Genomic DNA, 24,986 nt, shown 5'->3' with positions numbered 1-24,986 from the left:
GCCGGCGTCGATCCCGGCACCGCGCAACTGGCCGAGAAGATGATCGGCAAAGGCGCGGTCGGTTTCGGCGAGGAATTGTTCGGCGCGCTGGAGGCCGGGATGGAGGGCAGGAGGGACGCTCCGGGCTTGTGCTGCGGTGCCGAGTGCCAGCCGGTAAAAGCTCCCCGCCGCACGATCGTCGGCGAGGCGGCGCTTGAGCTCGGCCATGGCGAGCAGCACCGCTATATTGCCGCGGTCGGCGCGGATCGCATCGTCGAGCGCCGCGGTTTCCGCCGCAATATCGCCGCGGCGATGGGCGTCGCGCGCCCGGTCCAGCCATGTCGTCCGCTGCGTCATGCCTCTTGCCATAACGCAGCATCGAACCTTTGCAAGCGACGCCCCGCCGCGGGTCAGCTTTCGGGCGGTAGCGCATCCGTCGCGCGTCGCCCGCTGCCACGAAGCCATTTGCGCAGGCGGCGCGCCGGGACGGTGCGCCAGATCACCAACAGGATCGCGAAGAGGGCCGCCCACGGCAGGACGGCCGCGCCGACAACGAGGATGAAGGACAGCATCACGCTGCCGCTATGCACCAGCATATTCAGCGCGTCGCTGAACGGGTTACCATAGCCGATGCCGGGAAGGCCCTCCGTACCGACATAGTCGAATTGCATCGGCGTGGTCGCAAGCGTTGCTTCGCCCGTTCTACGGGTGTCGCGTTCGCCGTCGAGCTGTTGGCGCATTCCTGCGATCTGGTGTTGCAATTCAGCGCGCTCGCGATCGCCGAGACCACCCTGCCTGAGCCGCGATTCAAGGCGCGCGATCTCGGCATTGAGGTCGGCGCTGCGGCGCTGCGAGTCACTGATCCGGGTTCCGACATCCTCGCCGCTGATCCGCGTCGCCGCGAGCACGCCTTTCGCCTTTTCGACGCTTGCGAGGGCATCGCGGCCGAATTTGCGGGCTATCGCAGGATCGAGCTTGAAGAGGAGTTGTGCTTCAACCTCATTTTCGCGCACCAGGCGATACGTCATCCCGGCGATACGGCAGCGGTTGATGCCCAGCGCTTCGCATGCGGCGGCATGGTCCTCCTGAACCTTTGCGATGCGATTATCATCGAGACGGAAGGCATAGGAATAATTGAACGCGACCCCGGGCGCCGACGAGACGCCGATATTGGGACTGCGCATCGCGGACGGGGGAGCGGCCACGGGCGCGGGAATGGACTGGGTCGGCGCCACTTCGGAGGCATCGACCGGCGCCATGTCATAGGCAGGAGCTTCTCTCAGGGAATCCGAGTTTTTTTCCGAACAGCCGATCAGGGCAAGCGCCATCGCGCTCGCTAAGAGCTTGGTTTTCATGAAGTCTCTCCCAACATGCGACTCGCGGCCGCATGATATGGCATATCATAATTGAAAGAGTAGACAATCGATTTCAGGCGAGCTTGACGAAGCTGTCCAACACCCTTTTGCTGCCCGCTTGTTCGAACTCGACTTCGAGTTTGTTGCCGTCGATGTCGGCGATGTCACCATAGCCGAACTTCTCGTGGAATACGCGCATCCCGATCGCGAGGTCAGCGCGCGCCTTGGCGCCGACCGAGGCCGCGGGGCCGCGTTCCGAGGGCGCGGGGGCGCGGGTGATCGTCGACGATTGCGCCGTCGCGCGCTGCCACGCGGGACCCCGCGTCATCGTGCGCGCCGACTGGCGTTCTGCGACATGCGCGAAAGGGTCGCCTTGCGCCGACCAGTTGGCGCGCCACAGGCTCGCCCCGCCGCCGAAGCTGTTCTCGCTATCGACATGCTCGGGCGGAATTTCGGCGATGAAGCGGCTGGGGATGCTGCTGACCCACTGGCCGTAAATGCGCCGGTTGGCGGCATGATAGATGCTCGCGCGCTGGCGGGCGCGGGTGATTGCGACATAGGCGAGGCGGCGTTCTTCCTCGAGGCTCTGCGTCCCGCCTTCGTCCATCGAGCGCTGCGACGGGAAGACGCCATCCTCCCAGCCGGCGAGGAAGACATGGTCGAATTCGAGACCCTTTGCGGCGTGGATCGTCATGATCGTAACGGTTTCGGTGGTGTCGTTGTTGTCGCGGTCCATCACGAGGCTGACATGTTCGAGGAACGCCTCGAGCGATTCATATTCCTCCATCGCGCGGACGAGTTCGGAAAGGTTCTCAAGCCGGCCCGCGGCTTCGATGCTGCGGTCGGCCTGGAGCATCGCGGTGTAGCCCGATTCGTCGAGGATCAGCTGGGTGAGTTCGGGGTGCGACAGCTCGTTGGCCTTCGTCTGCCAGCCGCGCATCTGGGCGATGAAGTTCGCGAGCTGGCGGCGCGCCTGCGGCGTCAGCTCGTCGGTTTCGGTGATGCGCGAAGCGGCATGGAGAAGCGGCGCGCGCTCGTGCCGCGCGAACTGGTGGATGCGGGCGAGCGCCTTGTCGCCGAGCCCGCGTTTGGGCGTGTTGATGATGCGTTCGAAAGCGAGATCGTCGGCGGGCGATTGAACGAGGCGCAGATAAGCGAGCGCGTCGCGGATTTCGGCGCGCTCGTAGAAACGGAAACCCCCGACGATACGGTACGGCATGCCGATCGCGATGAAGCGGTCTTCGAATTCGCGCGTCTGGAACTGCGCACGGACAAGGATCGCGGCGCGTTCGAGCGAGACGCGCTGGCGCTGGAGGCTTTCGAGTTCCTCGCCGATGCGCCGCGCTTCTTCGGGCCCGTCCCACACGCCGACGACGCGGAGCTTATCGCCGGGTTCGAGGTCGGTCCAAAGCGTCTTGCCGAGGCGGCCCGAGTTCTGCGCGATCAGCGCCGAGGCGGCGGCGAGAATCTGCGGCGTCGAACGGTAATTCTGTTCGAGGCGGATCACGGTCGCGCCCGGGAAATCCTTTTCGAAGCGCAGGATGTTCGCGACCTCGGCACCGCGCCAAGAATAGATCGACTGGTCGTCATCACCGACGCAGCAGATATTTTTCCGAGTTTGCGCGAGCAACCTGAGCCATAAATATTGGCTGGCGTTGGTATCCTGATATTCGTCGACGAGGATATATTTGAAACGATCCTGATATTGCGCCAGCACGTCGCGGTGAGTCTTCAGGATCACTAGCATGTGGAGCAGCAGGTCGCCGAAATCGCAGGCGTTGAGCGTCTTCAGCCGCGCCTGATACAGCGCGTAGAAATGCTGGCCCTTGCCGTCGGCGTAGGATTCCTTGTCGGCGGCGTCGAGATCGGTGGGAACGAGCCCGCGGTTCTTCCATTTGTCGATCAGTCCGGCGAGCTGGCGCGCGGGCCAGCGCTTCTCGTCGAGCCCTTCGGCCTGGATCAGCTGTTTCAGGACACGGAGCTGGTCGTCGGTGTCGAGGATGGTGAAGTTGCTTTGTAGCCCGACAAGCTCGGCGTGGCGGCGGAGCATCTTCGCCGCGATGCTGTGGAAAGTGCCGAGCCACGGCATGCCCTCGACGACGTCGCCGACCATCCGCCCGATGCGTTCGCGCATCTCGCGCGCCGCCTTGTTGGTGAAGGTCACCGCGAGGATTTCGGACGGCCAGGCGCGGCGCGTCGCCATGATATGCGCGAGGCGTGCGGTGAGTGCCGCGGTCTTGCCGGTGCCGGCGCCCGCGAGCATCAGCACCGGGCCTTCGGTCGTCAGCACCGCTTGCCGCTGCGGACCGTTCAGTCCTTGCAGATAAGGCGGGTCCGAGGGGTTTGGCGAGGACAGGTCGGGCAGGGAGGCGGGGGTATCGTTCACGCGCGAACGATTAGGGAACAGCGAGCAGGCTGTCCAGTGCGGTGAGGCGGGCAGAGGGCGTAGTTCCGCTGCGTTTCAATTCGCCGAGCGTGGCGCGCGCCATCGCGCGATAGACGGGCAGGAGGTCCGGGCTGTGGGCCTTGAGCGTATCGAGATGACCGCCGATCGTCTGCGCGTCGCCGCGCAGCAGCGGGCCGGATAATCCTGCGAAACCGTGGTCGAGGCTGTTTTCGAGCGCCGCGCGGACGAGGGGCGCAAGCATCGCCGAAGGATCGTCGACCCCGGCATCGCGCAGCGCGTTCGCGGCTCCGGCGATGAGCGTGACCAGATGGTTTGACGCGTGGCAGAGTGCGGCGTGATAAAGCGACCGGCGATCTTCCGCGATTTCCACGGCAATGCCGCCGAGCAGGGCGACGATATGTTCGGCTTGCGCGGTCGCCTCGGGCGTTGAGCCTGTGACGGCAAAGCGCGCTCCGGCCATCCGCTGGGTTTCGCCGCCCGGATCGCCGGTGAAGGTCATGGCGGGATGAATCGCAGCTGTCGGCGCGCCCGCGGCGCGCAGCGGTTCGAGGATCGCGACGCCGCTGCGTCCGCTGACATGAAAGACCATGGGCGCGGAACCGGGCGGTAGCAGCCGCGCCAAATCGTCCGCAACACTTTCAATTGCGTCGTCGGATACCGCGATCGCGACGATGTCGCACATGCGCATCAATCCCTCGGCATGCGCCGCGACGACGGTGCGGCCAATTCGGGCGGCGGCAGCGCGAGTGCGCTCGGCGGTCCGGCTCCACAGCATGGGCGGAGCTGCCGAGTGCGGAGCGAAGGCGAGAGCCAGCGCCGCTGCGACGCGGCCCGCGCCGACGATGCCGATCTGGCGAAAGCGGGGAGTGTCCATGTGTGGGCTTTACGCTGTGGATGTCATTTCGCCAATTGCGGCCCACGGTGTCGAGGGGACTTTCTCTTACCCTTTCGCGCATCTAGGGTCGGGGCATGCGGGAATATCAGATCATTCGATTGGCCGGCGCTGCATGTGCGGTCCTGGCCCTTTCAGCCTGCGCCGGGGGAAATTTCCGGCCCGTGACCGACACCCCCGTGCGGATCGGTCCGGCCTATATTATCCGCGGCACAACCTATGTCCCCGCCGCCGCGCCCGCCTACGATGCGGTGGGTTATGCAAGTTGGTACGGCAGCGAGTCAGGGAACCGCACCGCCAATGGCGAACAATTCCGGCCGGGCTGGTTCACCGCTGCGCACACCACATTGCCGCTGCCGACCTATGTCGAGGTCACGGCGCTCGATACGGGGCGGCGGATCATCGTGCGGGTCAACGATCGCGGGCCGTTTGCGCTCGGGCGGATCATCGACCTGTCGCGCGGCGCGGCGGAGGAGCTGGGGATGAAGACTCAGGGCCACGGGTCGGTGCGCGTGCGCCGGATCGATCCGTCGGAGAAGGACCGCAAACGACTGCGCGAGGGCAGGGCTGCCGCGCGGATCGAGCCTTTGTCGGGGCAGGAACTGCAACGCCTTCGCGCGCGCCTTTTCGCCAAAGGGCAATAGCGGGCGCATTGCGCCTTGCGCCGGACGGGGCAAGGCGTCCAAAGCGGCGGCGAACCAAAGGGGAGAGTATAGCCCGTGGATCTGGCACCTTACCGGGCGCATCGGCGCATCCTGACCGCGAGCCTCGTCGGCACCGCAGTCGAATTTTACGATTTCTATATCTATGGCACCGCAGCGGCGCTGGTGTTCGGGCCGCTCTTCTTTCCCGAGAGCTCGGACTCGGCGCAGTTGATGTACAGCTTCATGACCTTCGGCCTCGCCTTTTTCGCGCGGCCCGTCGGGGCGATCGTGTTCGGCCATTATGGCGACCGGATCGGGCGCAAGTCGACACTCGTTGCGTCGCTGATGCTGATGGGCGCCTCGACGTTGCTGATCGCCTTCCTGCCGACCTATGCGATGGTCGGATGGGTCGCGCCCTTGCTGCTCTGCATCCTGCGTTTCGGCCAGGGCTTTGGACTCGGTGGCGAGTGGGGCGGGGCGGCGTTGCTCGCGGTCGAGAATGCGCCGCCGGGTTGGAAATCGCGCTTCGGTATGTTCCCACAATTGGGTGCACCTGTCGGATTTATTGCAGCGAACGGGCTGTTCCTGCTACTGGGACTGGGCCTCAACGACGCCGATTTCGCCGCGTGGGGCTGGCGTATTCCGTTCCTGCTGTCGGCGGTGCTCGTCGGACTGGGGCTGTGGGTACGGCTCAAGATCGAAGAAACACCCGACTTTGCCGAGGCGCTGGAGAAGGACGCGCCGGTGGCGGTGCCGATCGGCGACCTGTTTCGGTATCATCTGGTTGCGACGCTCGCGGGGACGTTCGCGGTCGTCGCCTGTTTCGCGATCTTCTATCTTGCGACGAGTTTTGCGCTCGGCCACGGGACACAGGCGCTTGGATATCCGAAGGAACAGTTCCTGCTGATCCAGCTCGGCGCGATCCTCCTCATGGCGGTCGGAATCATTTTCGCGGGCTATGTCAGCGATGCAACGAGTGAACAACGCGTGCTGGCCTGGGGTTGCGGCGCGACGGTGCTCATCGGGTTTGTGTTCGGGCCGGCGCTGGCATCGGGAAGCTGGCTGCTGATCTTCCTCGGCCTTGCCGCGGCGCTGTTCGTCATGGGACTCGTCTACGGTCCGCTCGGCAGCTGGCTGACCGGCCTGTTCCCCGTGCATGTCCGCTATACGGGTGCGTCGGTCGCGTTCAACGCGGGCGGGATATTGGGCGGCGCGATGGCGCCGATCATCGCGCAGGCGCTCGCCGAATGGGGCGGGACCGAAACTGTTGGCCTTTATCTTGCGCTCGCGGGTGTGGTGAGCTGGCTGGGGCTGCTGATGGTGCGGCAACAGGGGATCAGGCGGGACGCCTGACGCGAAAACGGCCGACGAGCCGGCCGTCGATCGCGACGAACCCGGCGGCGATCAGCGCCATACCGACCCAGTGCCGCGGCAGCAGCACTTCGCCGAGTAGCAGGGTGCCGAGAAGGATCGCGGTGACCGGAATGAGTAGCGTGACGAGCAGCGCATTGGTCGCACCGGCGCGCGCGATCAGACTGAAATAGAGGAAATAGGCGACCGTTGTTGAAAGCAGCGCGAGCCCGCCGATCGCAAAGAGCGTGGCTGTGCCGGGAAGTGCAAGCCGCCAGGGGGCGTCGACGAACAGCGCGACCGGCAAAATGAGCAGCGCGCCCGCGAGAAGCTGCCCCGTCGCGACGTCGAGCGGGCCGACGCCCCAAGCGCGGAACCGGCGGCCGTAGACCCCGGCGAGCGCGTAGCAGAAGGTCGCGCCAAGACAGGCCAGTTGCGCGGAGAGGCTGGCGCCGATCCCCGACAGCGCACCGCCGCCAATCATCACCGCGACCCCGGCGATGCCCGCGCCGACACCGACGAGTTTCGCGGGCGTGGCCTTTTCGTCGGGGGTAAAAAGATGCGCGACGATCACGCCCCAGAGCGGGGTGGTCGCGTTGAGGATCGAGGCAAGGCCACTTGCGATCTGGGTCTGCGCATAGGCGAAAAGCGAGAAGGGGAGCGCGGTGTTGAGCAGGGCGAGAAGAAAAAGCGCGGGCCACAGCCCGGCGCGGCGCGCCATGGTGCGGCGGGTGGCGGCCATGAAGCCCAGCATCAGCAGCGACGAGAGGCCAAGGCGGGCGAGGACCAGGGTGAAGGGCGGAACCTCGCGCAGCGCTATGCCGAGAAAGAAGAAAGAGCCTCCCCACAGGATCGAGAGCAGGATCAACATGCCCCATTCGGCGGCGCCCATCCGGAAGTTGATTGGTGCTGTCATGACCCGGCCCTAGCGGCGAATGGAATGGCGAAGCATCCCGCTTCTTGCGATCAAAGCCGACCCGCCGGGACAAGCAGCGTCAGCTTCGCCTTGCCGACCTTGCGTGTCGCGTCGATTTCGAAACCCGCGACCTCGACCATTTCCTTCTCGCCGGTTTCGATCGATATCCAGCTGTCGGGGCCGATCCAGCCGAGGCGGTTAAGCTTGTCGAGCGCCACGCTGCCGGCGCCGGTGTCGTAAGGCGCGTCGAGCAACAGCAGGTCGTAGGTGCGGCGGGCCGGCCCCAATGCGAGAACCGATCCGGCGCGAATATCCGCACGCGCTGCTGCGCCGAATGTGGCCAAATTCTTGCGCAGCACGTCGAGCGCGTCGCGATCCTGCTCGGCGAACAGGCATTGTTCGGCGCCGCGCGACAGTGCCTCGATCCCGAGCGCGCCCGATCCGGCGAACAGGTCGGCGACGACAAGCCCCTCGAAACTGCCGACGCGGCTCGTCAGCATCGAGAAGAGCGTCTCGCGCGTGCGATCCGCGGTCGGGCGCGTCGCGTCATTCTTGGGCGCGAGCAACGTGCGGCCGCGCCATTCGCCAGCGATGATGCGCATCAGCCGAGGTGCCGCCGGAATTTGAACAATTCGTCGCGCGGGACGACATCGACCGCACCGAGCGGCATGCCGCCCAGCTCGAACGCGCCGTAACGCGTGCGGATCAGGCGGCTGACCTGCAGCCCGAAATGTTCGAGCACCTTGCGGACTTCGCGGTTCTTGCCCTCGGTCAGCGTCATTTCGACCCACTGGTTGCGGCCCGTGCGGCGTTCGAGGTTGGCGTCGATTTTTCCGTAGCGGACACCGTCGATCTCGATCCCCATCGCGAGTTCCTCGAGCTGCGCCTGGCTGATGTCGCCGAAGGCGCGGGCGCGATAGGTGCGCTCGACGCCGCTTGCCGGCAGTTCGAGCTGACGTTTGAACTCGCCGTCGTTGGTGAGGAGCAGCAGCCCTTCGGTGTTATAATCGAGACGGCCGACGGGCATCAGGCGCGGAAGGTCCTTGGGCAGCAAGTCATAGATCGTCTTGCGTCCCTTGGGATCGCGCGCCGCGGTGATGCAGCCCGCGGGCTTGTTGAAGCGATAGAGGCGCGTCGAGACGGGCTTGGCGACGGGGTTGCCATCGACGGTCAATCCTTCGAGCGAGGTGAGCAGCGGCGCGGGATGGACGATGACCTGGCCATTCAGCGCGATGCGTCCTTCCTCGACCATGCGCTCGACGTCACGGCGCGACCCGACGCCGGCGCGCGCGAGCAGCTTGGCGATGCGCTGCGGTCCATCCTCGCGCTCGGCCTCGGCGGGCTTCGTTTTGAGTGCAGTCGCGGCACCGCGTGCGGCGCGGCGGCCCTTGGGCGCGTCGCGGTCGCCAGAGGCTTTGGGCGCCGAGCGGGGCGCGGAGCGGGGTGGACGGCGTGTCGTCATCGGAACGGATGCGGCTTTCTTGTCGTTTTCAAGGAAAATAGTGTTGCGTTGTGATCACGCTCATAGCCGGAAAAGACTCGCTTCGTCGATGGCAAGCAGAAGCAATCTTGCAGGACGGCGCGGAGCGAGTCATGGCGATGTTAAAGGGAGTCATCATGCTCTTCGCCCACCGCCCCACCTGCATCAAGCGGTTGCTGATCATCGAGGATGATCCGCTGACCGCGTTCGACAATGAGCACACGCTGAAACTCGGCGGATACGACATCGTCGCGACGGTCGATTCGGGTGAAGCTGCGGTAGCGATCATCGCCGCCGAGCCGATCGACGCGGTGGTCCTCGACCTGGGCCTTGCAGGGCACATGACCGGGCGCGAGGTTGCCCGGCTCGCACGCGACCGCGGTATCGCCGTGCTGCTGGTGACCGGCCAATGCCCCGCCGATGCCGCCGACATCGCCATCGCCTGCCTCGGTAAGCCGCACAGCGCGTCGGCGCTGGTTTCGGCGCTGAAAGCGGTCGAGACGATGACGTGCAAGAACCAGGCGCCGCGCAAGGTGAGCGGGCTGACGACCTTCTGGCGCCCCGCCGCGGCGTGAGATGCGACGGGCCGACCGCGCACGTCGGATCGGCAGCCAATTAGTCGCTTCCAATTTATCCCCAACGCTTTAGGCCAAGATGCGACCGGCCGCGGCCCGTCACAGGTCCAAAAGGGGGAATATGATGGCGACAGATGCGGCGATGCCGGCACCGAAGGGGTGGCGCGACAGTCTGCGGCCCTATCTGGAGCCTGCACCCTTGGCTGCGCTGTTCCTCGGTATATCGTCGGGTTTCCCGTTCGCGATGATTGGCGCGACGCTGACGACGCGCCTCGCACAGGACGGGATCGAGAAATCCTCCGTCACGGCCTTTGCACTTACCTTTCTCGCCTATAATCTGAAATGGGCGTGGGCACCCGCGATCGACCGGTTTCGCATTCCCGTCCTCGGGCGGATCGGCCAGCGGCGATCATGGCTAATCCTTGTCGGCGCGCTTGTTTTCGTCGCCGTGTCGGTGCTGGGCAACCTCGATCCGAAGGCTTCGCTTGCGGTCGTGGCGCTGGCGGCGATCGCGGTCGGGCTCGCCGGTGCGACGTATGACATCGTGATCGACGCCTATCGAATCGAACTGCTTGCGCCCGGACAATTGGGCACGGGTTCGGGCATGTCGCAATATGGCTGGCGCATCGGTGCAGCGGTGGCGGGTGCCTTGGCGCTGGTCGTCGCCGAACGCGCCGGTTGGGGCGTTGCCTATATGGTATGCGCGGCGCTGGTTCTCCCGGCGATCATCACCGGATTGGTGATGGGTGAGCCCGAACGCAAGGTCGAGCGCCATTGGCCAGCGTTCCTGTCCCGTGCTCACTATGCGCTCTTCATCGCAAGCTTTCCGGTCGCTTTTCTGATCGCGCGACAGATCGACCAGTGGTTGGGCGTCGGCATCCTGACGCTGATGGTCCTCGTCGGATATTTGTTCCCGCTGTTCGACCTCAGTGCCCGGCGCGCCCGCGACATCGGGTGGAGCGGGCACATCAACTGGATCATCGCGCTCCCGGCGCTGGCGCTGGTCGCTGTGCTGGCGGCGGATTGGGGGGTGATCGCTGCCTATGCGGGGTCGACGCTCCTTGGGGTGGTCCTTGCCGTGGGCGCGCTCGTCATCGGGGCGCTGGTCGTCTTGCCGGCCAAGTCGCGCGAAGGCCAGCCCGCCGACAAGGACGCCGTCGGACCACTGGCGGAGTTTTTCTCGCGCGAAGGGGCGATTCTGATTCTCTTCTTTCTGCTGTTGCACAAGATCGGCGACACGCTCGCCAACCTGACCTTCCGGCTATTGTTCGAAGATCTCGGCTACACTAACGACGAAATCGCATTCTATGACGTCGGGCTGGGGTTTTGGGCGCTGCTCGCCGGGGTGTTCGTCGGCGGCATCATCTATGCGCGGCTCGGCATGAAGCGATCGGTGCTGCTCAGCCTTATCCTGATGGCGATTTCCAATTTCAGCTTCGCGGGCCTCGCCGCGGCGGGACACAGTAATTGGGGCATGGCGGGCGCGATCGGGTTCGAGAATTTCGCCAGCGGGATCGGCGGGGTCTGCGTCGTCGCCTATCTGTCGGCTTTGGCCGATCTGCGCTTTACCGCGACCCATTTCGCACTCTTCTCGGCCGCCGCGAGTATCCTCGGGCGGTTCCTCACCGGGACCAGCGCGGGCAAGCTGATCGAAGAGTTCGGTTACGTCGATTTCTACCTGCTGACCACCGCGCTGGCCGTTCCCGGCATCCTGATCTTCTGGTGGATGATGCGCTCGGGCCTTGTCGATCGTTCGATCGGCACGGCGGGCGAGGTTGAGATACCAGAAGCGTCGATTCGGGCCGTCAGTCCGGAAACTGCAGGTTCGCGCTGAGCACTTCGCCGGCAAGATAGAGCGAGCCCGCGATCAGGACGATTTCACGCACCGGATCGACATCAAGATCGCGCAGCGCGTGGGTAACCGAAGCGGCAGCCTTTGCATCGGCGCCGAACGCTTCGGCGCCATGATGCTCGTGCCCCGGGACGGGGACGACGGTCAGGCTGGCAAGGAGATCGGCTAGCGGTGCGACGATAGCTGCCGGATCCTTGTTCGCGAGCATACCGGTGATGAGATGGACGCGCCGTGGCTCGTCCACGAACTGGTGTGCGAGCGCGAGGCCCGCGTCGACATTATGTGCGCCGTCGAGCCAGATTTCGGTGCGGCCGGGCAACAGCGCGGCGAGGGGGCCGGGGCCGAGGCGCTGCATGCGGCCCGGCCAGAAGGCGCCCGCGACGCCGCGGGCGATCGCTTCGTCGGTCGGCTGCGGGCCCGGGGCGAGACGCAGCATCGCGATGGCGAGGCCGGCGTTGCGCATCTGGTGCGGCCCGGCCATGCGCGGACGCATCGATTCCGCGACCGAGCCCAGTTTCGAGGTCCAGCGAAAGCTGTCGCCCTCAACCTCTATCGTCCAGCCGTTTCCTTCGGGAAATAGCGTGGCGCCGACGGAGGCGACCATGGCGGCGATGATGTCGCGTACGCCCGGCGGATAGCCGAGCGTCGCGACGGGCGTGTCGGCTTTGATGATGCCCGCCTTCTCCCACGCGATGCGCATCGCCGGATCGATGGGCGTTCCGTTTTCGGGGGCAAGCAGGAAGGCTTCATGGTCGATGCCGAGCGAAGCTATGCCGCACACCGCCGGCGGCGGGATGATGTTGGTCGCATCGAGGCGGCCGCCGAGCCCGACCTCGATAATGCAATCGTCGGCGGGGATGCGCGCGAAGGCGAGGAAGGCGGCGGCGGTGGTGACTTCGAAGAAGCTTGCTTGCAGGTCGGCGGCTTCGTCGAGCACTTCTTCGAGCAGTGCGGCGAGCAGGGTGTCGTCGATCAGCGTCCCGGCAAGGCGGATGCGTTCGTTGAAGCGGACGAGGTGCGGGCTGGTGTAGCTGTGCACCGTGCGTCCGCTCGCTTCGAGAATCGCGCGGAGATAGGCGCAGGTCGAGCCCTTGCCGTTGGTGCCGGCGACGTGGAAGGTGCGCGGGAGACGGTTTTGCGGGTTGCCGAGGCGCGCGCAAAGTTGGGCGATGCGGTCGAGTCCGAGGATGTCGCGGCCGGGCGAGAGCGCGGCGAGGCGATCGAGTTGGGTTTGGACCGCTGGGTCGGAGGAGTGGGCGTGGTCGGGCATGGTTGTAGCTCGATTAGAGGAAAGCAGCCTCCCCATCGTCCGTCATGCCGGGCTTGACCCGGCACCCGCCTATTCCTTTAAGAAAGGCAGGCCCCGGATCAAGTCCGGGGTGACGAGAAAGAGAGCACGCGTTCCGTTGCGACGGTCTGCTCAGGCCGCCTTTTCGGGTGCGAGATAGCCGATCACGCGGCCCAATGTTTCGGGCAGCTCCTTGCGGTGGACGACCATGTCGATCATCCCGTGATCGAGCAGATATTCGGCGCGCTGGAAGCCTTCGGGCAGCTTCTCGCGGATCGTATTCTCGATCACGCGTTGGCCCGCGAAGCCGATGAGGGCCTTGGGTTCGCTGATCTGGATGTCGCCGAGCATCGCATAGCTTGCGGTGACGCCGCCGGTCGTCGGATCGGTGAGCAGGACGATATAAGGCAGGCCGGCGCGGCGCAGGCGCGCGAGCGCGACGGTTGCGCGCGGCATCTGCATCAGCGACAGCGTGCCTTCCTGCATGCGCGCGCCGCCCGCGGCGGTGATTGCGATATAGGGGCAGCCGCGACGGATTGCCTGTTCGACGCCGGCGACAAAGGCTTCGCCGACCGCGACGCCCATCGATCCGCCCATGAAGGCGAAGTCCTGGACGCCGATCACGACCGGCTGGCCATCGATCTTGCCCGCCGCATTCTGATAGGCGTCGCGGTCGCCGGTCTGCGCGCGCGCGGCCTTGATGCGGTCGACATATTTCTTGGTGTCGCGGAATTTCAGCGGGTCTTCGGGCGCCGCGGGCGCGCTGATCAATTCATGCAAGCCACCGTCGAACAACTGAGCAAAACGCTCGGTCGCGCCGATGCGGTCGTGATGGTCGCAGCGCGGGCAGACGTTGAGATTGTCTTCCCATTCCTTGACGAACACCATCTGCTGGCACTGGCGGCATTTGTGCCAGAGATTGTCGGCGGTGTCGCGTTTCGCCCCGAAGGGCAGCGCGTTGCGAACGCGATCGAGCCAGCTCATGCGGCGATCTCCTTTGCGCCGTGGATAGCATCGGCGAGTAAGCGGGTGAAGGTCTCGACATATGGCGCGGCGGCGTCGCCATGCTGCGCGATGATGTCGATGAAGGCCGATCCGACGACGACGCCGTCGGCGACCTTGGCGACCTGCTCCGCCTGTTCGGGGGTGCGGACGCCGAAGCCGACCGCGACGGGCAGGTCGGTGGCGGCTTTCAGGCGGGCGACGGCTTCGTCGATGCTCGCCTGCGCGGCCTGTTGCTGCCCGGTGATGCCGGCGACCGAGACGTAATAGAGGAAGCCGCCGGCACCTTCGAGCACGGCGGGGAGGCGCGCGGTGTCGGTGGTGGGGGTGGCGAGGCGGATGAGGTCGACGCCGGCGGCGCGGAGGCTGGGACCGAGTTCGGGGTCTTCCTCCGCCGGAATGTCGACGCAGATGACGCCATCGACACCGGCCTTGGCGCATTCGGCAGCGAACCAGTCGGCGCCGCGGATCGTCATCGGATTGGCATAGCCCATCAGGACGAGCGCGGTATCGGGATGGCGGTCGCGGAAAGCCGCGGCGATCGCGAAGATGTCGGCGGTGGTCGTGCCCTTGGCGAGGCTCCGCAGATTCGCGGCCTGGATCGCAGGGCCGTCGGCCATCGGATCGGTGAAGGGCATGCCGAGCTCGATCACATCGGCACCCCCCGCGACGAGCGCGTCGAGGTTCGCGGCGGTGTTGCCGTCGCCTGCGGTGATGAAGGCGACGAGCGCGGGGCGGGGCCTGGCGAAGGCGGCGGCGAAGCGGGTCATCGGGAGGGTGACCTCAAATAAAAGACAATCGCAATCACGGCGGCAATGCTCGCATTATAGGCCAGTCTTGCAGAGGCAAGATTCCATGCGCGAAAATTCAAGCCATGCCGAAACAGCAGATCGGCAAAGGACAAGACGACCAGAAAGAGACAGAAATCGGTAAAAATCCGCAACGGCTTCGATTGCATTACAGTTCCACCCCCAATGCATCGGCGACCGTGAAAATATCCTTGTCGCCGCGGCCCGAGCAGTTGACGATGATGATCTTGTCCTTGCCCAGTGTCGGCGCGATGCGTTCGGCGGCGGCAATTGCGTGCGCGCTTTCGAGCGCGGGGATGATACCTTCGAGTTGGGTCAGCTTCTGGAAGCTCGCCAGCGCTTCGGCGTCGGTGACCGGTTCGTAGCGGACGCGGCCGATTTCGTGGAGCCAGCTGTGCTCGGGGCCGATGCCCGGATAGTCGAGCCCCGCCGAAATGCTGTGTGCCTCGGTGATCTGGCCGTCCTCGTCCTGCAGCAGATAGGTCTTGTTGCCGTGGAGGATGCCGGGGCGCCCGCCCGCGAGGCTGGCGGCGTGCTTGCCGTCGAGACCTTCGCCGGCGGCTTCGACGCCGACGATTTCGACATCGGCGTCGTCGAGGAAGGGGTGGAACAGGCCGATCGCGTTCGAGCCGCCGCCGACGGGGGCGATCAGCATGTCGGGGAGGCGGCCTTCGGCCTCGAGGATCTGTGTCCGAGCTTCGTCGCCGATCACCGACTGGAAATCGCGGACGAGTTCGGGATAGGGGTGCGGGCCGGCGACGGTGCCGATGATGTAGAAAGTGTCGTGGACGTTCGCGACCCAGTGGCGCAGCGCCTCGTTCATCGCGTCCTTGAGTGTCTTCGCGCCCGATTCGACCGCGACGACTTCGGCACCGAGCAGCTTCATGCGGAACACGTTCGGCTGCTGCCGCGCGACGTCGACCGCGCCCATGAAGATGGTGCAGGGCAGGCCGAACAGCGCGGCGACGGTCGCGGTCGCGACGCCGTGCTGGCCCGCGCCCGTTTCGGCGATGATCTTCGTCTTGCCCATGCGCTTGGCGAGCAGGATCTGGCCGATGCAATTGTTGATCTTGTGCGCGCCGGTGTGGTTCAAATCCTCGCGCTTCAGATAGATTTTCGCGCCGAAGCCTTCGCTGGCGCTCGCGCGCAGATGGTCGGTGAGGCGCTGGGCGAGCCACAGCGGGCTGGGGCGGCCGACATAATGCTTCAGCAGATAGTCGAACTCGGCCTTGAAGGCGTTGTCCTTTTGCGCCGCGCGATAGTGGCGTTCGAGATCGAGGATCAGCGGCATCAGCGTTTCGGCGACGTAGCGGCCGCCGAACTGGCCGAAATGGCCGCGCTCGTCAGGCTGGCTGCGCAAGCTGTTAGCTTGCGGGGGGGCGCCGGTGCGGAGGCTGTTGGGTAAGTCTGTCATCGACCGGCGGCTTTAAGGAAAGCGGCGATCTTGTCCACATCCTTGATGCCCGGCGCGCTTTCTACGCCGGAGGAGACGTCGACGAGCGGCGCGCCGGTCGCGGCGATCGCTTCGGCGACATTTTCGGGGGTGAGGCCGCCCGCGATGCCCCAGTCCATGCTGTGGCGATGGTTTTTGAGCAGCGACCAGTCGAAGCGCGTGCCGGTGCCGCCGGGCATGGCGGCGGCGGGCGCGTCGAACAGGATTCGGTCGGCGACGCCGTGATATTTCTGAATCCGGACGAGTGTATCGGCGTCCTTCAGGCCGACGGCCTTCCAGACCTCCGCCGGGGTCAGCCGCTTCACGACGCCGAGCCATTCGGGCGTTTCGGTGCCGTGGAACTGGATGATGTCGGGGCGCACCATGCCAAGCGCGTCGCCGGTGAGTTGCTGCGATGCGTTCACCAGCAGCAGCGCGACCTTGACGTTGCCCGCGCCGGCACGTTTGCGCAGCTCGGCCGCAGTCTTGAGATCGACATAGCGCGGGCTCGGCTCATAGTGATTGAGACCGATATGCGTCGCGCCGTGGCGGATGGCGGCATCGACCTCTTCGATTGTTTTGAGGCCGCAGATTTTGACGAGTGGGGGCATGGTCAGACTCTATTTGTGCGTTCGCATCGAGCGAAGTCGAGATGCGCCTCGACCTTTCGCTGTTCCGACGGGTGTCTCGACTTCGCTCGACACGAACGGGAATTGGAAATGGCTTTAAAGCGTCGCTTCGATTTCGCGCGCCGCGAGGTCTGGGTCCGCCGACTGGCTGATCGGGCGGCCGACGACAAGGATCGACGCGCCGTCGGCCATCGCTTGCGCCGGCGTGACGACGCGCTTCTGGTCGCCGACCTTACCGTTCGCCGGGCGCACCCCGGGGACGACGTAAAAGCCGCCAGGCCACGCCTTGCGCGCCGCTTTCACTTCCTGTCCCGAACAGACGATGCCGTCGAGGCCGGCTTCGCGGGCAAGCGCCGCCAGGCGCACGACCTGATCGTGCGGTGTGCCGCCGACGCCGATGTCCTCCAGATCGGGCGCGTCGAGGCTGGTCAGCACGGTGACTGCGACAACCTTGGTATTGAGACCCGCAGCGGCCTTTGCTTCTTCAAGCATAGCGCGGCCGCCCGCGGCGTGGACCGTCAACACCGCCGGTTCGAGCGAGCGCAGCGCCTGGATCGCCTTGGCGACGGTGTTCGGAATGTCGTGCAGCTTGAGGTCGAGAAAGATCGGCAGGCCGAGCTTCGCCATTTCATGCACGCCGTGATGCCCGTTGGCGCAGAAGAATTCGAGACCGAGCTTTAGCCCGCCGACGTGGCGCCGTACCTTTTGCGCCAGCGTCAGCGCAGCGTCGAGGTGCGTGGTGTCGATGGCGAGATAAAGCGGTGAGGTCATGGCTTGTCCGTGGAGAAAAGGTCGGATGGGGCGGGCGGGATGTCGTTGACTGGCGCCGCAGCGGGTGTGACCTCGACTGGCCGGTTGGCGAGCGCGCGCAAATCGGCCGCCTGCCGCTCGCTGGCGTCGAGGCGGCGCTTCATCGACCAGCGTGTCGTGCGCAGCGCGATCCACATCGGCACGCTGCCGATCAGGAACGCGGTGAGGATCAGCACTGGCAATTTGGTGTCGAGCACCTGACCCGGCCAGATCGTGACGGTGACGGGAATCCAGTTTGCCATCGCGAAAATGACGAGGATGGCGGTCAACAAGACCCAGATGATCGTGCGCAGGATTCCCACTTCGTCTTGCTCCTCTGTCGGTCTGGCGCCGACCCTATGACAGATTGCCGCGCGATTCCAGTCCGGGGCTATGGCGCCCCGAACACCCGGTCGAAGATCGTGTCGACATGCTTCATATGATAGCCGAGGTCGAACAAGGCGGTCAGCTCGTCGGCCGACAGCCTGGCGGTGACGTCGGCATCGTCCTTGAGCAGTTCGAGCAGCGATAGCTGGCCGTCCGAATCCCAGACCTTCATCGCGTTGCGCTGGACGAGCACATAGCTTTCCTCCCTGCTCGCGCCCGCTTGGGTCAATGCGAGCAACACGCGCTGCGAATGGACGAGCCCCCCCATGCGGTCGAGATTCTTCTGCATGCGCGCGGGATAGACGAGCAACTTGTCGACGACGCCGGTCAGGCGTCCGAGTGCGAAGTCGAGCGTGACCGTCGCGTCGGGGCCGATGAAGCGCTCGACCGACGAGTGGCTGATGTCGCGTTCATGCCACAGCGCGACATTCTCCATCGCGGGGATCGTGGCGCTTCGCACCATGCGCGCGAGGCCGGTGAGGTTTTCGGTCAGGATCGGGTTGCGCTTGTGCGGCATAGCCGACGAGCCTTTTTGCCCTGGCGAGAAATATTCTTCGGCCTCGAGCACTTCAGTGCGCTGGAGGTGGCGGATCTCGACCGAGAGGCGCTCGATCGACGAAGCGACGACGCCAAGCACAGCAAAGAACATCGCGTGGCGATCGCGCGGAATCACCTGGGTCGAGACTGGCTCGATGGCGAGGCCAAGCTTGGCCGCGACATGCGCCTCGACGCGCGGGTCGATGTTCGCGAAGGTGCCCACGGCGCCCGAGATGGCGCAGGTCGCGATTTCGGCGCGCGCGGCCTGAAGGCGCAGTTTGCAGCGCGAGAATTCGGCATAGGCTTCGGCAAGCTTGAGCCCGAATGTGACGGGTTCGGCATGGATGCCGTGGCTGCGGCCGATCGTCGGGGTGAGCTTATGCTCATAGGCGCGGCGCTTGATGGCTGCGAGGAGCGCGTCGAGATCGGCGAGCAGGATGTCGGCGGCCTGGCTGAGCTGAACCGCGAGGCAGGTGTCGAGCACGTCCGAGCTGGTCATGCCCTGGTGCATGAAGCGCGCTTCGTCGCCGACATTCTCGGCCACCCAGGTCAGGAAGGCGATGACGTCGTGCTTGGTAACCGCCTCGATCGCGTCGATTGCGTCGACGTCGATTGTCGGTTTCGTCGCCCACCAATCCCACAGCGCCTTGGCGGCGGATTTCGGCACGGTGCCCAGTTCGGCCAGTGCGTCGGTCGCGTGCGCTTCGATCTCGAACCAGATGCGAAACCGATTCTCGGCCGACCAGATCGCGGTCATTTCCGGCCGTGCGTAACGCGGAACCATTGAATTTCCTTCCTTTTAGGGCGCTCCATCGCGGAATCCGTGCGGAACGACGACGGGCCGCCCCGTAGCAGGGACGGGGCGTTTCGCCAAACGCGGAGGGGGCGCAACTTTGCGGAAACACGATGGGTTGCTCCTATGCCCCATCAGAAAGGCGACGGGTCGCACCGACCATCGAAGTCGCCGTTACAGGAGAATAAATGTGTTGAAACAAGTGCTTTTGATCGGCGCGGCGGCTGTCAGTTTCCCCGCTTTGGCCCAGACGACTGCTCCGACCGAAGAGTCGGCCCCCACGACGCAGTCGCAGCCCGCGCCGACCGACACCACGGCCCCCGCGCCCGACAGCAAGCCGACCGACGACAAGAAGCCGACGGACGAAACGGCGCCCACCGAGGACGCGACCCCGAGCGATACACCCCCTGCGGCGGAGCCCACCCCTCCGGCTGACCAGCCCGCTCCGGATGCCGAAGAAAAGCCCGAATCGGAACCGGAATAACCCCAAAGAACAGGAGTATAGATCATGTTGAAACAGATGCTTTTGATCGGCGCTGCCGCCGTGAGTTTCCCGGCCCTGGCGCAGACCACCGCCCCGGCGTCGGATCCGACAGCCGCACCGGCGACTGCCGAACCGGCTCCGGCTCCCGACGCTACCACGCCGCCGGCTGAACCGGCCCCGGCCCCCGATGCGTCGAGCCAGCCCGCGCCTTCGGGTGGGGCGGCGACGCCCACCCAGATCGCGCAGATCGTCGAACAGGAATTCCCGACCTATGACGGCGACAAGAATGGCGACCTCAACGCGGCCGAATTCGGTGCATGGATGAAGAAGCTGCGTGCAGCGACCGATCCGAGCGCCGACGTCGAATCGGCGGAAGTGAAGACCTGGATTGGCCAGGCATTTGCTTCGGCTGACGGTGACAAGTCGGGTGCGGTCAACAAGACCGAATTGACCGGTTTCCTGTCGCGCGGCGCCTAACCGGCGTCCCGCGGGGTGGTGCAGCCGTCGGAGCGATCCGGCGGCTGCATCGCCGTTTGCGGCAAATTATTGAGGTTGGTCGACCGCGACGATCGTCAACCGGTGTTCGATGCCACCGCGATCGGGCCAGTTGATCGACTGGCCGACGCTGAGGCCGATCAATCCGGCACCGACCGGGGTCAGGATCGACATCCGCCCGGCCGCTATGTCGGCTTCTGCAGGATATACGAGGCGTACTGTCCGTTCGGCGCCGCGTTTTTCGTCGAGGAAAGTAACGCTGGAGCCCATCGTCACGACGTCTGGCGGGATCGCGGTGCGTTCGCAAATCGCGGCGCGATCGATTTCATCGAGCAACAACTCGTAAAAGCGAACCGAATCGCGCTGCTGCTGCAGCGTCAGCTCGGTCAGTACGTCGGCTTCGCTGTCGATCATGCGGATATGGGGCATCGCAGCCCCGCTTTTTTTCTTGGTCATGGCGCGGACTTTCCGGGTGGCGCGCGGCTGTTGGCCACGCGCAGCAATGTCTGGACGGAAGGTGCCCCGGGTTCGGGGCGATCGCGCCGGAACCCGGGGCTAAATGCCCGCGAGAAGTTGTCCCCCATGATGGCGGAAGCGGAGAAGGCCGCGTCGAATCTGCATGGCCATGATGATGTGGCGGCGGGCGGCGGAAGTCAAATGACGGGTTAGAGCAGCCCCATTGCGCGAAAACTGCGATAATCGGACCCGCCGATGATGATGTGATCGTGGAGCACTATTCCCAGTTTCGCGGCGGCGCCCGCGATGTCCTTGGTGATCGCTATGTCTTGCCGACTCGGCTCGGGGCTGCCGCTCGGATGGTTATGGACAAGAATGATGGCCGAAGCGCCGAGTTCGAGCGCGCGCTTGATGACCTCGCGGACATAGATCGCCGACTGGTCGATCGAGCCTTCGCTCGCGAGTTCGTCGCGGATGAGCATGTTGCGTGAATTGAGGTAAAGCACGCGAACGCGCTCGACATCGATCGGCCCCATGTCCGCACGCAGCCAATCGAGCAGCGCATCCCAGCTGGAGAGAAGGGGCTTGTCGCGAAATTCGCCCTTGAGCAGGCGCAGGCTCGCGGCCTGGACGATCTTCATCGCCGCAATGCCGGTATCGCCGAGCCCGTCGACCCGGCGCAGCGATTCGGGATCGGCGCTGACGAGCTGCGCCAGGGAGCCGAATTCGCGGAGCAGCGCTTTCGCGAGCGGCTTGGTGTCGCGGCGCGGGATTGCGAGCGTGAGCAGATATTCGATCAGCTCGTAGTCGGCCAAGCCTTCGGCGTCGTCGAGCAGGCGGGCCCGCAACCGCGCGCGATGCCCAAGATGGTCCGGCGTATCCCCCATCACGCGGCAATAACCGCCTTGTGAGCCGCACTCAACGGTCATAGGGAAAGGAAGATGGCGAACCGGATCAATTTCCTGCATCGAAACGGGATTTCCGGCGTTTGTGCCCTGAACAGGGCTCGGGTCGAGGGACGAGATTTTGCCGCCATGACGTCATCGGCCAACTCCCATGACTGACGCGGACGGCGCGAAGCCGCGGTGGAAATATCGGACTTTGTTGTTCAAGAAGCGCTGGCTGACCGCGGGCGCCGTGATCATTCTCGTCGCCGGGGTCTGGATCGCGCGCGAGCCGATTGCCGACGAGTTAATCCGCGACCAACTCGATAGCCGCGATGTTCCGGCGCGTTATACGATCGACCGGATCGGCTTTCGCAGCGAGCAACTGTCCGACATCGTCATCGGCGATCCAAAGCGTCCCGATCTGACCGCGAAACGCGTCGAAGTCCTGCTCGGCTATGGCTGGCGCGGCCCCTATGTTTCGGGGATCAACGCCGAGGGCGTCCGTCTCTATGGCCGCTTCGTCGATGGCCGCCTGTCGTTCGGCTCGCTCGACAAATTCCGCGATCCGACGAGCAAGGATCCGTTCGCCTTGCCCAACCTGTCGGTCGCCCTGCGCGACGCGCGGGCACGCGTCGAAACGCCGTGGGGCAACATCGGCGCGGCGCTGCACGGCGACGGCAATCTGCGCCGCGACTTCACCGGCAAGCTCGCGCTCGCCGCGCCGCGCATTGCGGCGGCGGGGTGCAGCGGCGACAATATCAGCTTCTACGGCACGGTTCTCGTCCGCGATGTCCGGCCGCAGCTCGTCGGTCCCTTGCGTGGCCGCGCTCTTGGTTGTGCTGGCGGCCGTGTTTCCGCCGCGTCACCGCAGATCGCGCTCGACCTTTCGCTCTCCGAAGATCTGCAAAGCTGGAAGGGTAAGGCCGACGCGAGCATCGCGCGGCTTGTCGCGGGACCGGTCGCGGCCGACCGGATGGGCGTGATCGCCCGCTTCGATGGCACCGCGGTGCTGACGAAGCTCGACGTCGATGCCGACATGGCGCGGCTGCGCGGCGCCGATTTCGCGGCCGAGACGGTGGACCTCGAAGCCAAGGGCAACGTCGGCAGCGCGGCCCCGAAGTTCGACGGGCGGATCAGTTTTGCCCGCGCCAGCGGCAGCGCCGATTTGCGCCGCTTGCTCACCGAAAGTACGCGCGGGCTGGCTGGCACACCGGTCGGGCCGCTGGCGGCGAAGGCTGCCGGTGCGCTGAGCCGCGTACTGGCCGATGCGAGCGGCAGCGCGGGCTTCGCGCTCGCGGGTGAAGGGCCGACGGCGCGTATCGACCTGATTGCACCCGAATTGACGAGCGCGAGCGGCGCGCGTTTCATCGGCAGCGCGGACAGCCGCATCGGCTATCTCTATGGCGCCGATGAGCCCGCGGTGATCGCAACGGGAGGCTGGAGCATCGCCGGTGGCGACCTGCCCTCGGGAACGCTGAGCCTCGATCGCAACGAGGATGGCAGGGTGACGGGCCTCGCCAGCCTCGATCCTTATAGCGCCGAAGGGGCGCGGCTGGCGTTGGCGCCGGCGCGTTTTTCAGGCGGCGCGGGCGGGCTGATGCGCTTCGCTACGGCAGCGTCGCTGTCGGGACCGCTCGCGGGCGGCCGCGTCGAACGGCTAACGGTGCCGCTGAACGGTTATCTGGCGCCGACAGGGGCGCTCGCGCTGGATGGCGGTTGTAGTCGCGTCGCGGCCGACCGGATCGAGGTTGGCGGCTTCCGGCTGGGCCGCAGCGCGATCGACCTGTGTAGTCGCCCGGGCGCACCGCTGCTGAGCGTAGGACCCGATGGATTGCGCGGAAATGTCCGTATTCCCGGCATCGCGCTGCGCGGGACGAGCGGCAGTTCGCCGTTCAGCCTGAAAAGCGGGCCGGCGAATATCGACCTGTCGGCGATGCGCTGGTCGCTCGCGCTGGCCGACATCCGGCTGGGCGAGGGCGAGAGTGTGACCCGCTTTAGCGCGCAAAGCCTGAGCGGACGGGCGACACCGCAGGGCATGGCGGGCGACCTCAGCGGGGCGAACGGCAAGATCGGCGCGGTGCCGCTGAACATGAGCGAGATTGCGGGGCAGTGGCGCTTCGCGAATGGCGCGCTGACATTGGACGGCGGTTTGCTGCTCACCGACGCGGCGCCCGACCCGCGCTTTTTCCCGCTGGTCAGCAGCGATGCGAATCTGCGCTTTGCGAACGGGATTATCGAGGCGAAGGCGGGGTTCAACGAACGAAAGACGGGAACGAAGATTCTCGACACGGTGATCCGGCACCGGCTGGCCGACAGCAGTGGTTCGGCGGACCTGGCCGTGAAAGAACTGCGATTCGGCGAGGCATTCCAGCCCGATCAGCTCACCAGCCTCGCGCTCGGTGTCGTCGCCAACGTCCAGGGGTCGGTGGTCGGCGACGGGCGGATCGACTGGACGGCGGACGGCGTCACGAGCCGCGGCACTTTCGCGACCGCCGATACCAGCCTCGCCGCGGCCTTCGGCCCGGTGACGGGGATCACCACCACGCTGAGCTTCGACGATCTGATCGGGCTCAGATCGGCGCCGGGACAGATCGCGAAGATCAAGGAGCTGAACCCCGGTATCCCGGTACTCGACGGCGAGATCGAATATCGGCTGCTCGGCGACAATCGCGTGCGGGTCGAGGGCGGGAGCTGGCCCTTTGGCGGCGGCAAGCTGCTGCTTCATCCGACGACGCTCGATTTCAGCGCGACCAACGCCCGGCGGCTGTCGTTCGACATCGTCGGCGTCGACGCCGCGGTGTTCCTGCAAAGCTTCGGTTTCGACAATATCAATGCGACCGGCGTATTCGACGGGACGCTGCCGGTCGAGTTCGACGGGATGGGCGGCCGTATCGTCAACGGCCGTATCGATTCGCGCGGCGGCGGCGGGACGCTGGCCTATGTCGGCGAATTGTCGAACCGCAATCTGGGGGTGATCGCCAATTTTGCCTTTGGCGCGTTGCGCAGCCTCAAATATGACGATCTGACGATCATTTTGAACGGGGATCTCGACGGCGAAATGGTGACCGACATCCGCTTTGGCGGCGTGGGGCAGGGCGAGGGCGCGATGCGCAATTTCCTGACCAACCAGGTCGCGAAATTGCCGCTGATCTTCAATGTGAAGATCCGGGCGCCGTTCCGCCAGCTGTTGACCTCGGCGAAGGGTTTCTATGACCCGTCGCTGTTGATCGAACAGAATCTGCCCGCGCTGATCCGCGCGCAGGAAGAAGCCGAAAAAGCTAAGATCACTCCCGTTCAGCCTCCAGAAAGCGAGCCCATGCGATGAATAGACCCAAGACTGGAGTAAGGAGGCTGGCCAAATACGGTCGGCGCGTTGCGGTAACGATAGGTGCGTCGGCCCTCGCGGGCTGCGTCCAGATCGAAACGCCCGACAAGCCGATCGAGATTAACCTGAACATCAACATCCGTCAGGAAGTGGTGTATAGGCTGGACGGCGACGCCAAGAAGCTCATCGAGCAGAATAGCGAAATATTCTGATGGGGAAGAAC

The 24,986-nt window shown here is 65.4% G+C and carries 24 protein-coding genes and 1 pseudogene; 8 read left to right on the top strand and 17 right to left on the bottom strand.

From position 1 onward, the window contains the following. The 4 genes and pseudogenes from ACREBX_RS17600 to ACREBX_RS17585 all read right to left on the bottom strand — a co-directional run. Positions 1–336 (bottom strand): annotated as a pseudogene (locus ACREBX_RS17600) (aspartyl/asparaginyl beta-hydroxylase domain-containing protein); the annotation flags it as partial. 53 nt (positions 337–389) lie between these two features. Further along, positions 390–1,334, bottom strand: a complete 945-nt coding sequence (locus ACREBX_RS17595) for a DUF4349 domain-containing protein (protein WP_431563032.1) — start codon at positions 1,332–1,334, stop codon at positions 390–392. Positions 1,335–1,407: 73 nt separating this feature from the next. Next, positions 1,408–3,720, bottom strand: a complete 2,313-nt coding sequence (locus ACREBX_RS17590; RefSeq protein ID WP_431563031.1) for an ATP-dependent helicase — start codon at positions 3,718–3,720, stop codon at positions 1,408–1,410. A 10-nt stretch (positions 3,721–3,730) separates the two neighbouring features. Then, positions 3,731–4,615 carry a Rossmann-like and DUF2520 domain-containing protein gene (locus ACREBX_RS17585; RefSeq protein WP_431563030.1) on the bottom strand — a complete coding sequence of 295 codons (885 nt, stop codon included), beginning with the start codon at positions 4,613–4,615 and terminating at the stop codon, positions 3,731–3,733. 95 nt (positions 4,616–4,710) lie between these two features. On the opposite strand from ACREBX_RS17585, the gene ACREBX_RS17580 reads away from it, so the two are divergent. Together ACREBX_RS17580 and ACREBX_RS17575 are read left to right on the top strand one after the other, a co-directional pair. Continuing rightward, positions 4,711–5,277, top strand: a complete 567-nt coding sequence (locus ACREBX_RS17580; protein WP_431563029.1) for a septal ring lytic transglycosylase RlpA family protein — start codon at positions 4,711–4,713, stop codon at positions 5,275–5,277. An 81-nt stretch (positions 5,278–5,358) separates the two neighbouring features. Continuing rightward, complete coding sequence (locus tag ACREBX_RS17575) at positions 5,359–6,630, top strand: MFS transporter (protein WP_431563035.1); 1,272 nt, start codon at positions 5,359–5,361, stop codon at positions 6,628–6,630. Here ACREBX_RS17575 and ACREBX_RS17570 read toward each other — a convergent pair. Genes ACREBX_RS17570 through ACREBX_RS17560 form a run of 3 tightly spaced genes read right to left on the bottom strand, consistent with a single transcriptional unit; the run spans position 6,614 to position 9,005 of the window. Next, positions 6,614–7,543: a DMT family transporter gene (locus tag ACREBX_RS17570; RefSeq protein WP_431563028.1), complete on the bottom strand. Its 930-nt coding sequence runs from the start codon at positions 7,541–7,543 to the stop codon at positions 6,614–6,616. The genes ACREBX_RS17575 and ACREBX_RS17570 overlap by 17 nt on opposite strands. A gap of 50 nt (positions 7,544–7,593) precedes the next feature. Continuing rightward, complete coding sequence (gene rsmD / locus ACREBX_RS17565; protein WP_431563027.1) at positions 7,594–8,145, bottom strand: 16S rRNA (guanine(966)-N(2))-methyltransferase RsmD; 552 nt, start codon at positions 8,143–8,145, stop codon at positions 7,594–7,596. Continuing rightward, on the bottom strand, positions 8,145–9,005 hold the full coding sequence (locus ACREBX_RS17560; RefSeq protein ID WP_431563026.1) for a pseudouridine synthase: 861 nt from the start codon (positions 9,003–9,005) through the stop codon (positions 8,145–8,147). The genes rsmD and ACREBX_RS17560 overlap by 1 nt, the downstream gene beginning before the upstream one ends. A 155-nt stretch (positions 9,006–9,160) precedes the next feature. Between ACREBX_RS17560 and ACREBX_RS17555 the strand changes: the two genes are divergently transcribed. Together ACREBX_RS17555 and ACREBX_RS17550 are read left to right on the top strand one after the other, a co-directional pair. Beyond that, positions 9,161–9,598 carry a response regulator gene (locus tag ACREBX_RS17555; protein ID WP_431563025.1) on the top strand — a complete coding sequence of 146 codons (438 nt, stop codon included), beginning with the start codon at positions 9,161–9,163 and terminating at the stop codon, positions 9,596–9,598. Positions 9,599–9,719: 121 nt separating this feature from the next. Further along, a complete protein-coding gene (locus tag ACREBX_RS17550) occupies positions 9,720–11,432 on the top strand; it encodes an AmpG family muropeptide MFS transporter (RefSeq protein WP_431563024.1) in 1,713 nt (570 codons plus the stop codon). Here ACREBX_RS17550 and ACREBX_RS17545 read toward each other — a convergent pair. The 8 genes from ACREBX_RS17545 to purB form a co-directional block, all read right to left on the bottom strand. Further along, positions 11,404–12,720, bottom strand: coding sequence for a bifunctional folylpolyglutamate synthase/dihydrofolate synthase (locus ACREBX_RS17545; protein ID WP_431563023.1), 1,317 nt, complete (start codon positions 12,718–12,720; stop codon positions 11,404–11,406). The genes ACREBX_RS17550 and ACREBX_RS17545 overlap by 29 nt on opposite strands. A gap of 150 nt (positions 12,721–12,870) precedes the next feature. Further along, entirely contained in the window at positions 12,871–13,722 is an 852-nt protein-coding gene (gene accD, locus ACREBX_RS17540) for an acetyl-CoA carboxylase, carboxyltransferase subunit beta (RefSeq protein ID WP_431563022.1), read from the bottom strand. Further along, on the bottom strand, positions 13,719–14,510 hold the full coding sequence (trpA, locus tag ACREBX_RS17535; RefSeq protein WP_431563021.1) for a tryptophan synthase subunit alpha: 792 nt from the start codon (positions 14,508–14,510) through the stop codon (positions 13,719–13,721). The genes accD and trpA overlap by 4 nt, the downstream gene beginning before the upstream one ends. A gap of 187 nt (positions 14,511–14,697) precedes the next feature. Next, positions 14,698–15,963, bottom strand: coding sequence for a tryptophan synthase subunit beta (gene trpB, locus ACREBX_RS17530; protein ID WP_431563020.1), 1,266 nt, complete (start codon positions 15,961–15,963; stop codon positions 14,698–14,700). After that, a complete protein-coding gene (locus tag ACREBX_RS17525; protein ID WP_431563019.1) occupies positions 15,960–16,592 on the bottom strand; it encodes a phosphoribosylanthranilate isomerase in 633 nt (210 codons plus the stop codon). The genes trpB and ACREBX_RS17525 overlap by 4 nt, the downstream gene beginning before the upstream one ends. Positions 16,593–16,706: 114 nt before the next feature. Beyond that, positions 16,707–17,381 (bottom strand): orotidine-5'-phosphate decarboxylase, encoded by a 675-nt coding sequence (pyrF, locus tag ACREBX_RS17520; RefSeq protein WP_431563018.1) that lies wholly within the window; start codon positions 17,379–17,381, stop codon positions 16,707–16,709. Then, positions 17,378–17,722 (bottom strand): lipopolysaccharide assembly protein LapA domain-containing protein, encoded by a 345-nt coding sequence (locus ACREBX_RS17515; protein WP_431563017.1) that lies wholly within the window; start codon positions 17,720–17,722, stop codon positions 17,378–17,380. The genes pyrF and ACREBX_RS17515 overlap by 4 nt, the downstream gene beginning before the upstream one ends. Before the next feature lie 68 nt (positions 17,723–17,790). Then, entirely contained in the window at positions 17,791–19,107 is a 1,317-nt protein-coding gene (gene purB / locus ACREBX_RS17510) for an adenylosuccinate lyase (protein WP_431563016.1), read from the bottom strand. Between the two features lie 199 nt (positions 19,108–19,306). On the opposite strand from purB, the gene ACREBX_RS17505 reads away from it, so the two are divergent. Both ACREBX_RS17505 and ACREBX_RS17500 read left to right on the top strand, forming a co-directional pair. Further along, positions 19,307–19,600 carry a hypothetical protein gene (locus ACREBX_RS17505; RefSeq protein WP_431563015.1) on the top strand — a complete coding sequence of 98 codons (294 nt, stop codon included), beginning with the start codon at positions 19,307–19,309 and terminating at the stop codon, positions 19,598–19,600. 24 nt (positions 19,601–19,624) lie between these two features. After that, complete coding sequence (locus tag ACREBX_RS17500) at positions 19,625–20,077, top strand: calcium-binding protein (RefSeq protein ID WP_431563014.1); 453 nt, start codon at positions 19,625–19,627, stop codon at positions 20,075–20,077. Positions 20,078–20,143: 66 nt separating this feature from the next. On the opposite strand, the gene rnk is transcribed toward ACREBX_RS17500, so the two are convergent. Both rnk and radC read right to left on the bottom strand, forming a co-directional pair. After that, a complete protein-coding gene (gene rnk / locus ACREBX_RS17495; protein WP_431563013.1) occupies positions 20,144–20,551 on the bottom strand; it encodes a nucleoside diphosphate kinase regulator in 408 nt (135 codons plus the stop codon). 209 nt (positions 20,552–20,760) lie between these two features. Continuing rightward, positions 20,761–21,438 (bottom strand): RadC family protein, encoded by a 678-nt coding sequence (radC, locus tag ACREBX_RS17490; protein WP_431563012.1) that lies wholly within the window; start codon positions 21,436–21,438, stop codon positions 20,761–20,763. Positions 21,439–21,607: 169 nt separating this feature from the next. On the opposite strand from radC, the gene ACREBX_RS17485 reads away from it, so the two are divergent. Continuing rightward, a complete protein-coding gene (locus ACREBX_RS17485) occupies positions 21,608–24,763 on the top strand; it encodes an intermembrane phospholipid transport protein YdbH family protein (RefSeq protein WP_431563011.1) in 3,156 nt (1,051 codons plus the stop codon). Further along, a complete protein-coding gene (locus tag ACREBX_RS17480) occupies positions 24,760–24,975 on the top strand; it encodes a YnbE family lipoprotein (protein ID WP_431563010.1) in 216 nt (71 codons plus the stop codon). Before ACREBX_RS17485 ends, ACREBX_RS17480 begins: the two co-directional genes overlap by 4 nt. Positions 24,976–24,986 lie beyond the last annotated feature (11 nt).

Source organism: Sphingopyxis sp., from assembly GCF_050725655.1.
Taxonomy (GTDB): Bacteria; Pseudomonadota; Alphaproteobacteria; order Sphingomonadales; family Sphingomonadaceae; genus Sphingopyxis.
Note: the sequence above shows the minus strand (reverse complement) of the source record. Positions and strands in the feature narration are given on the sequence as shown.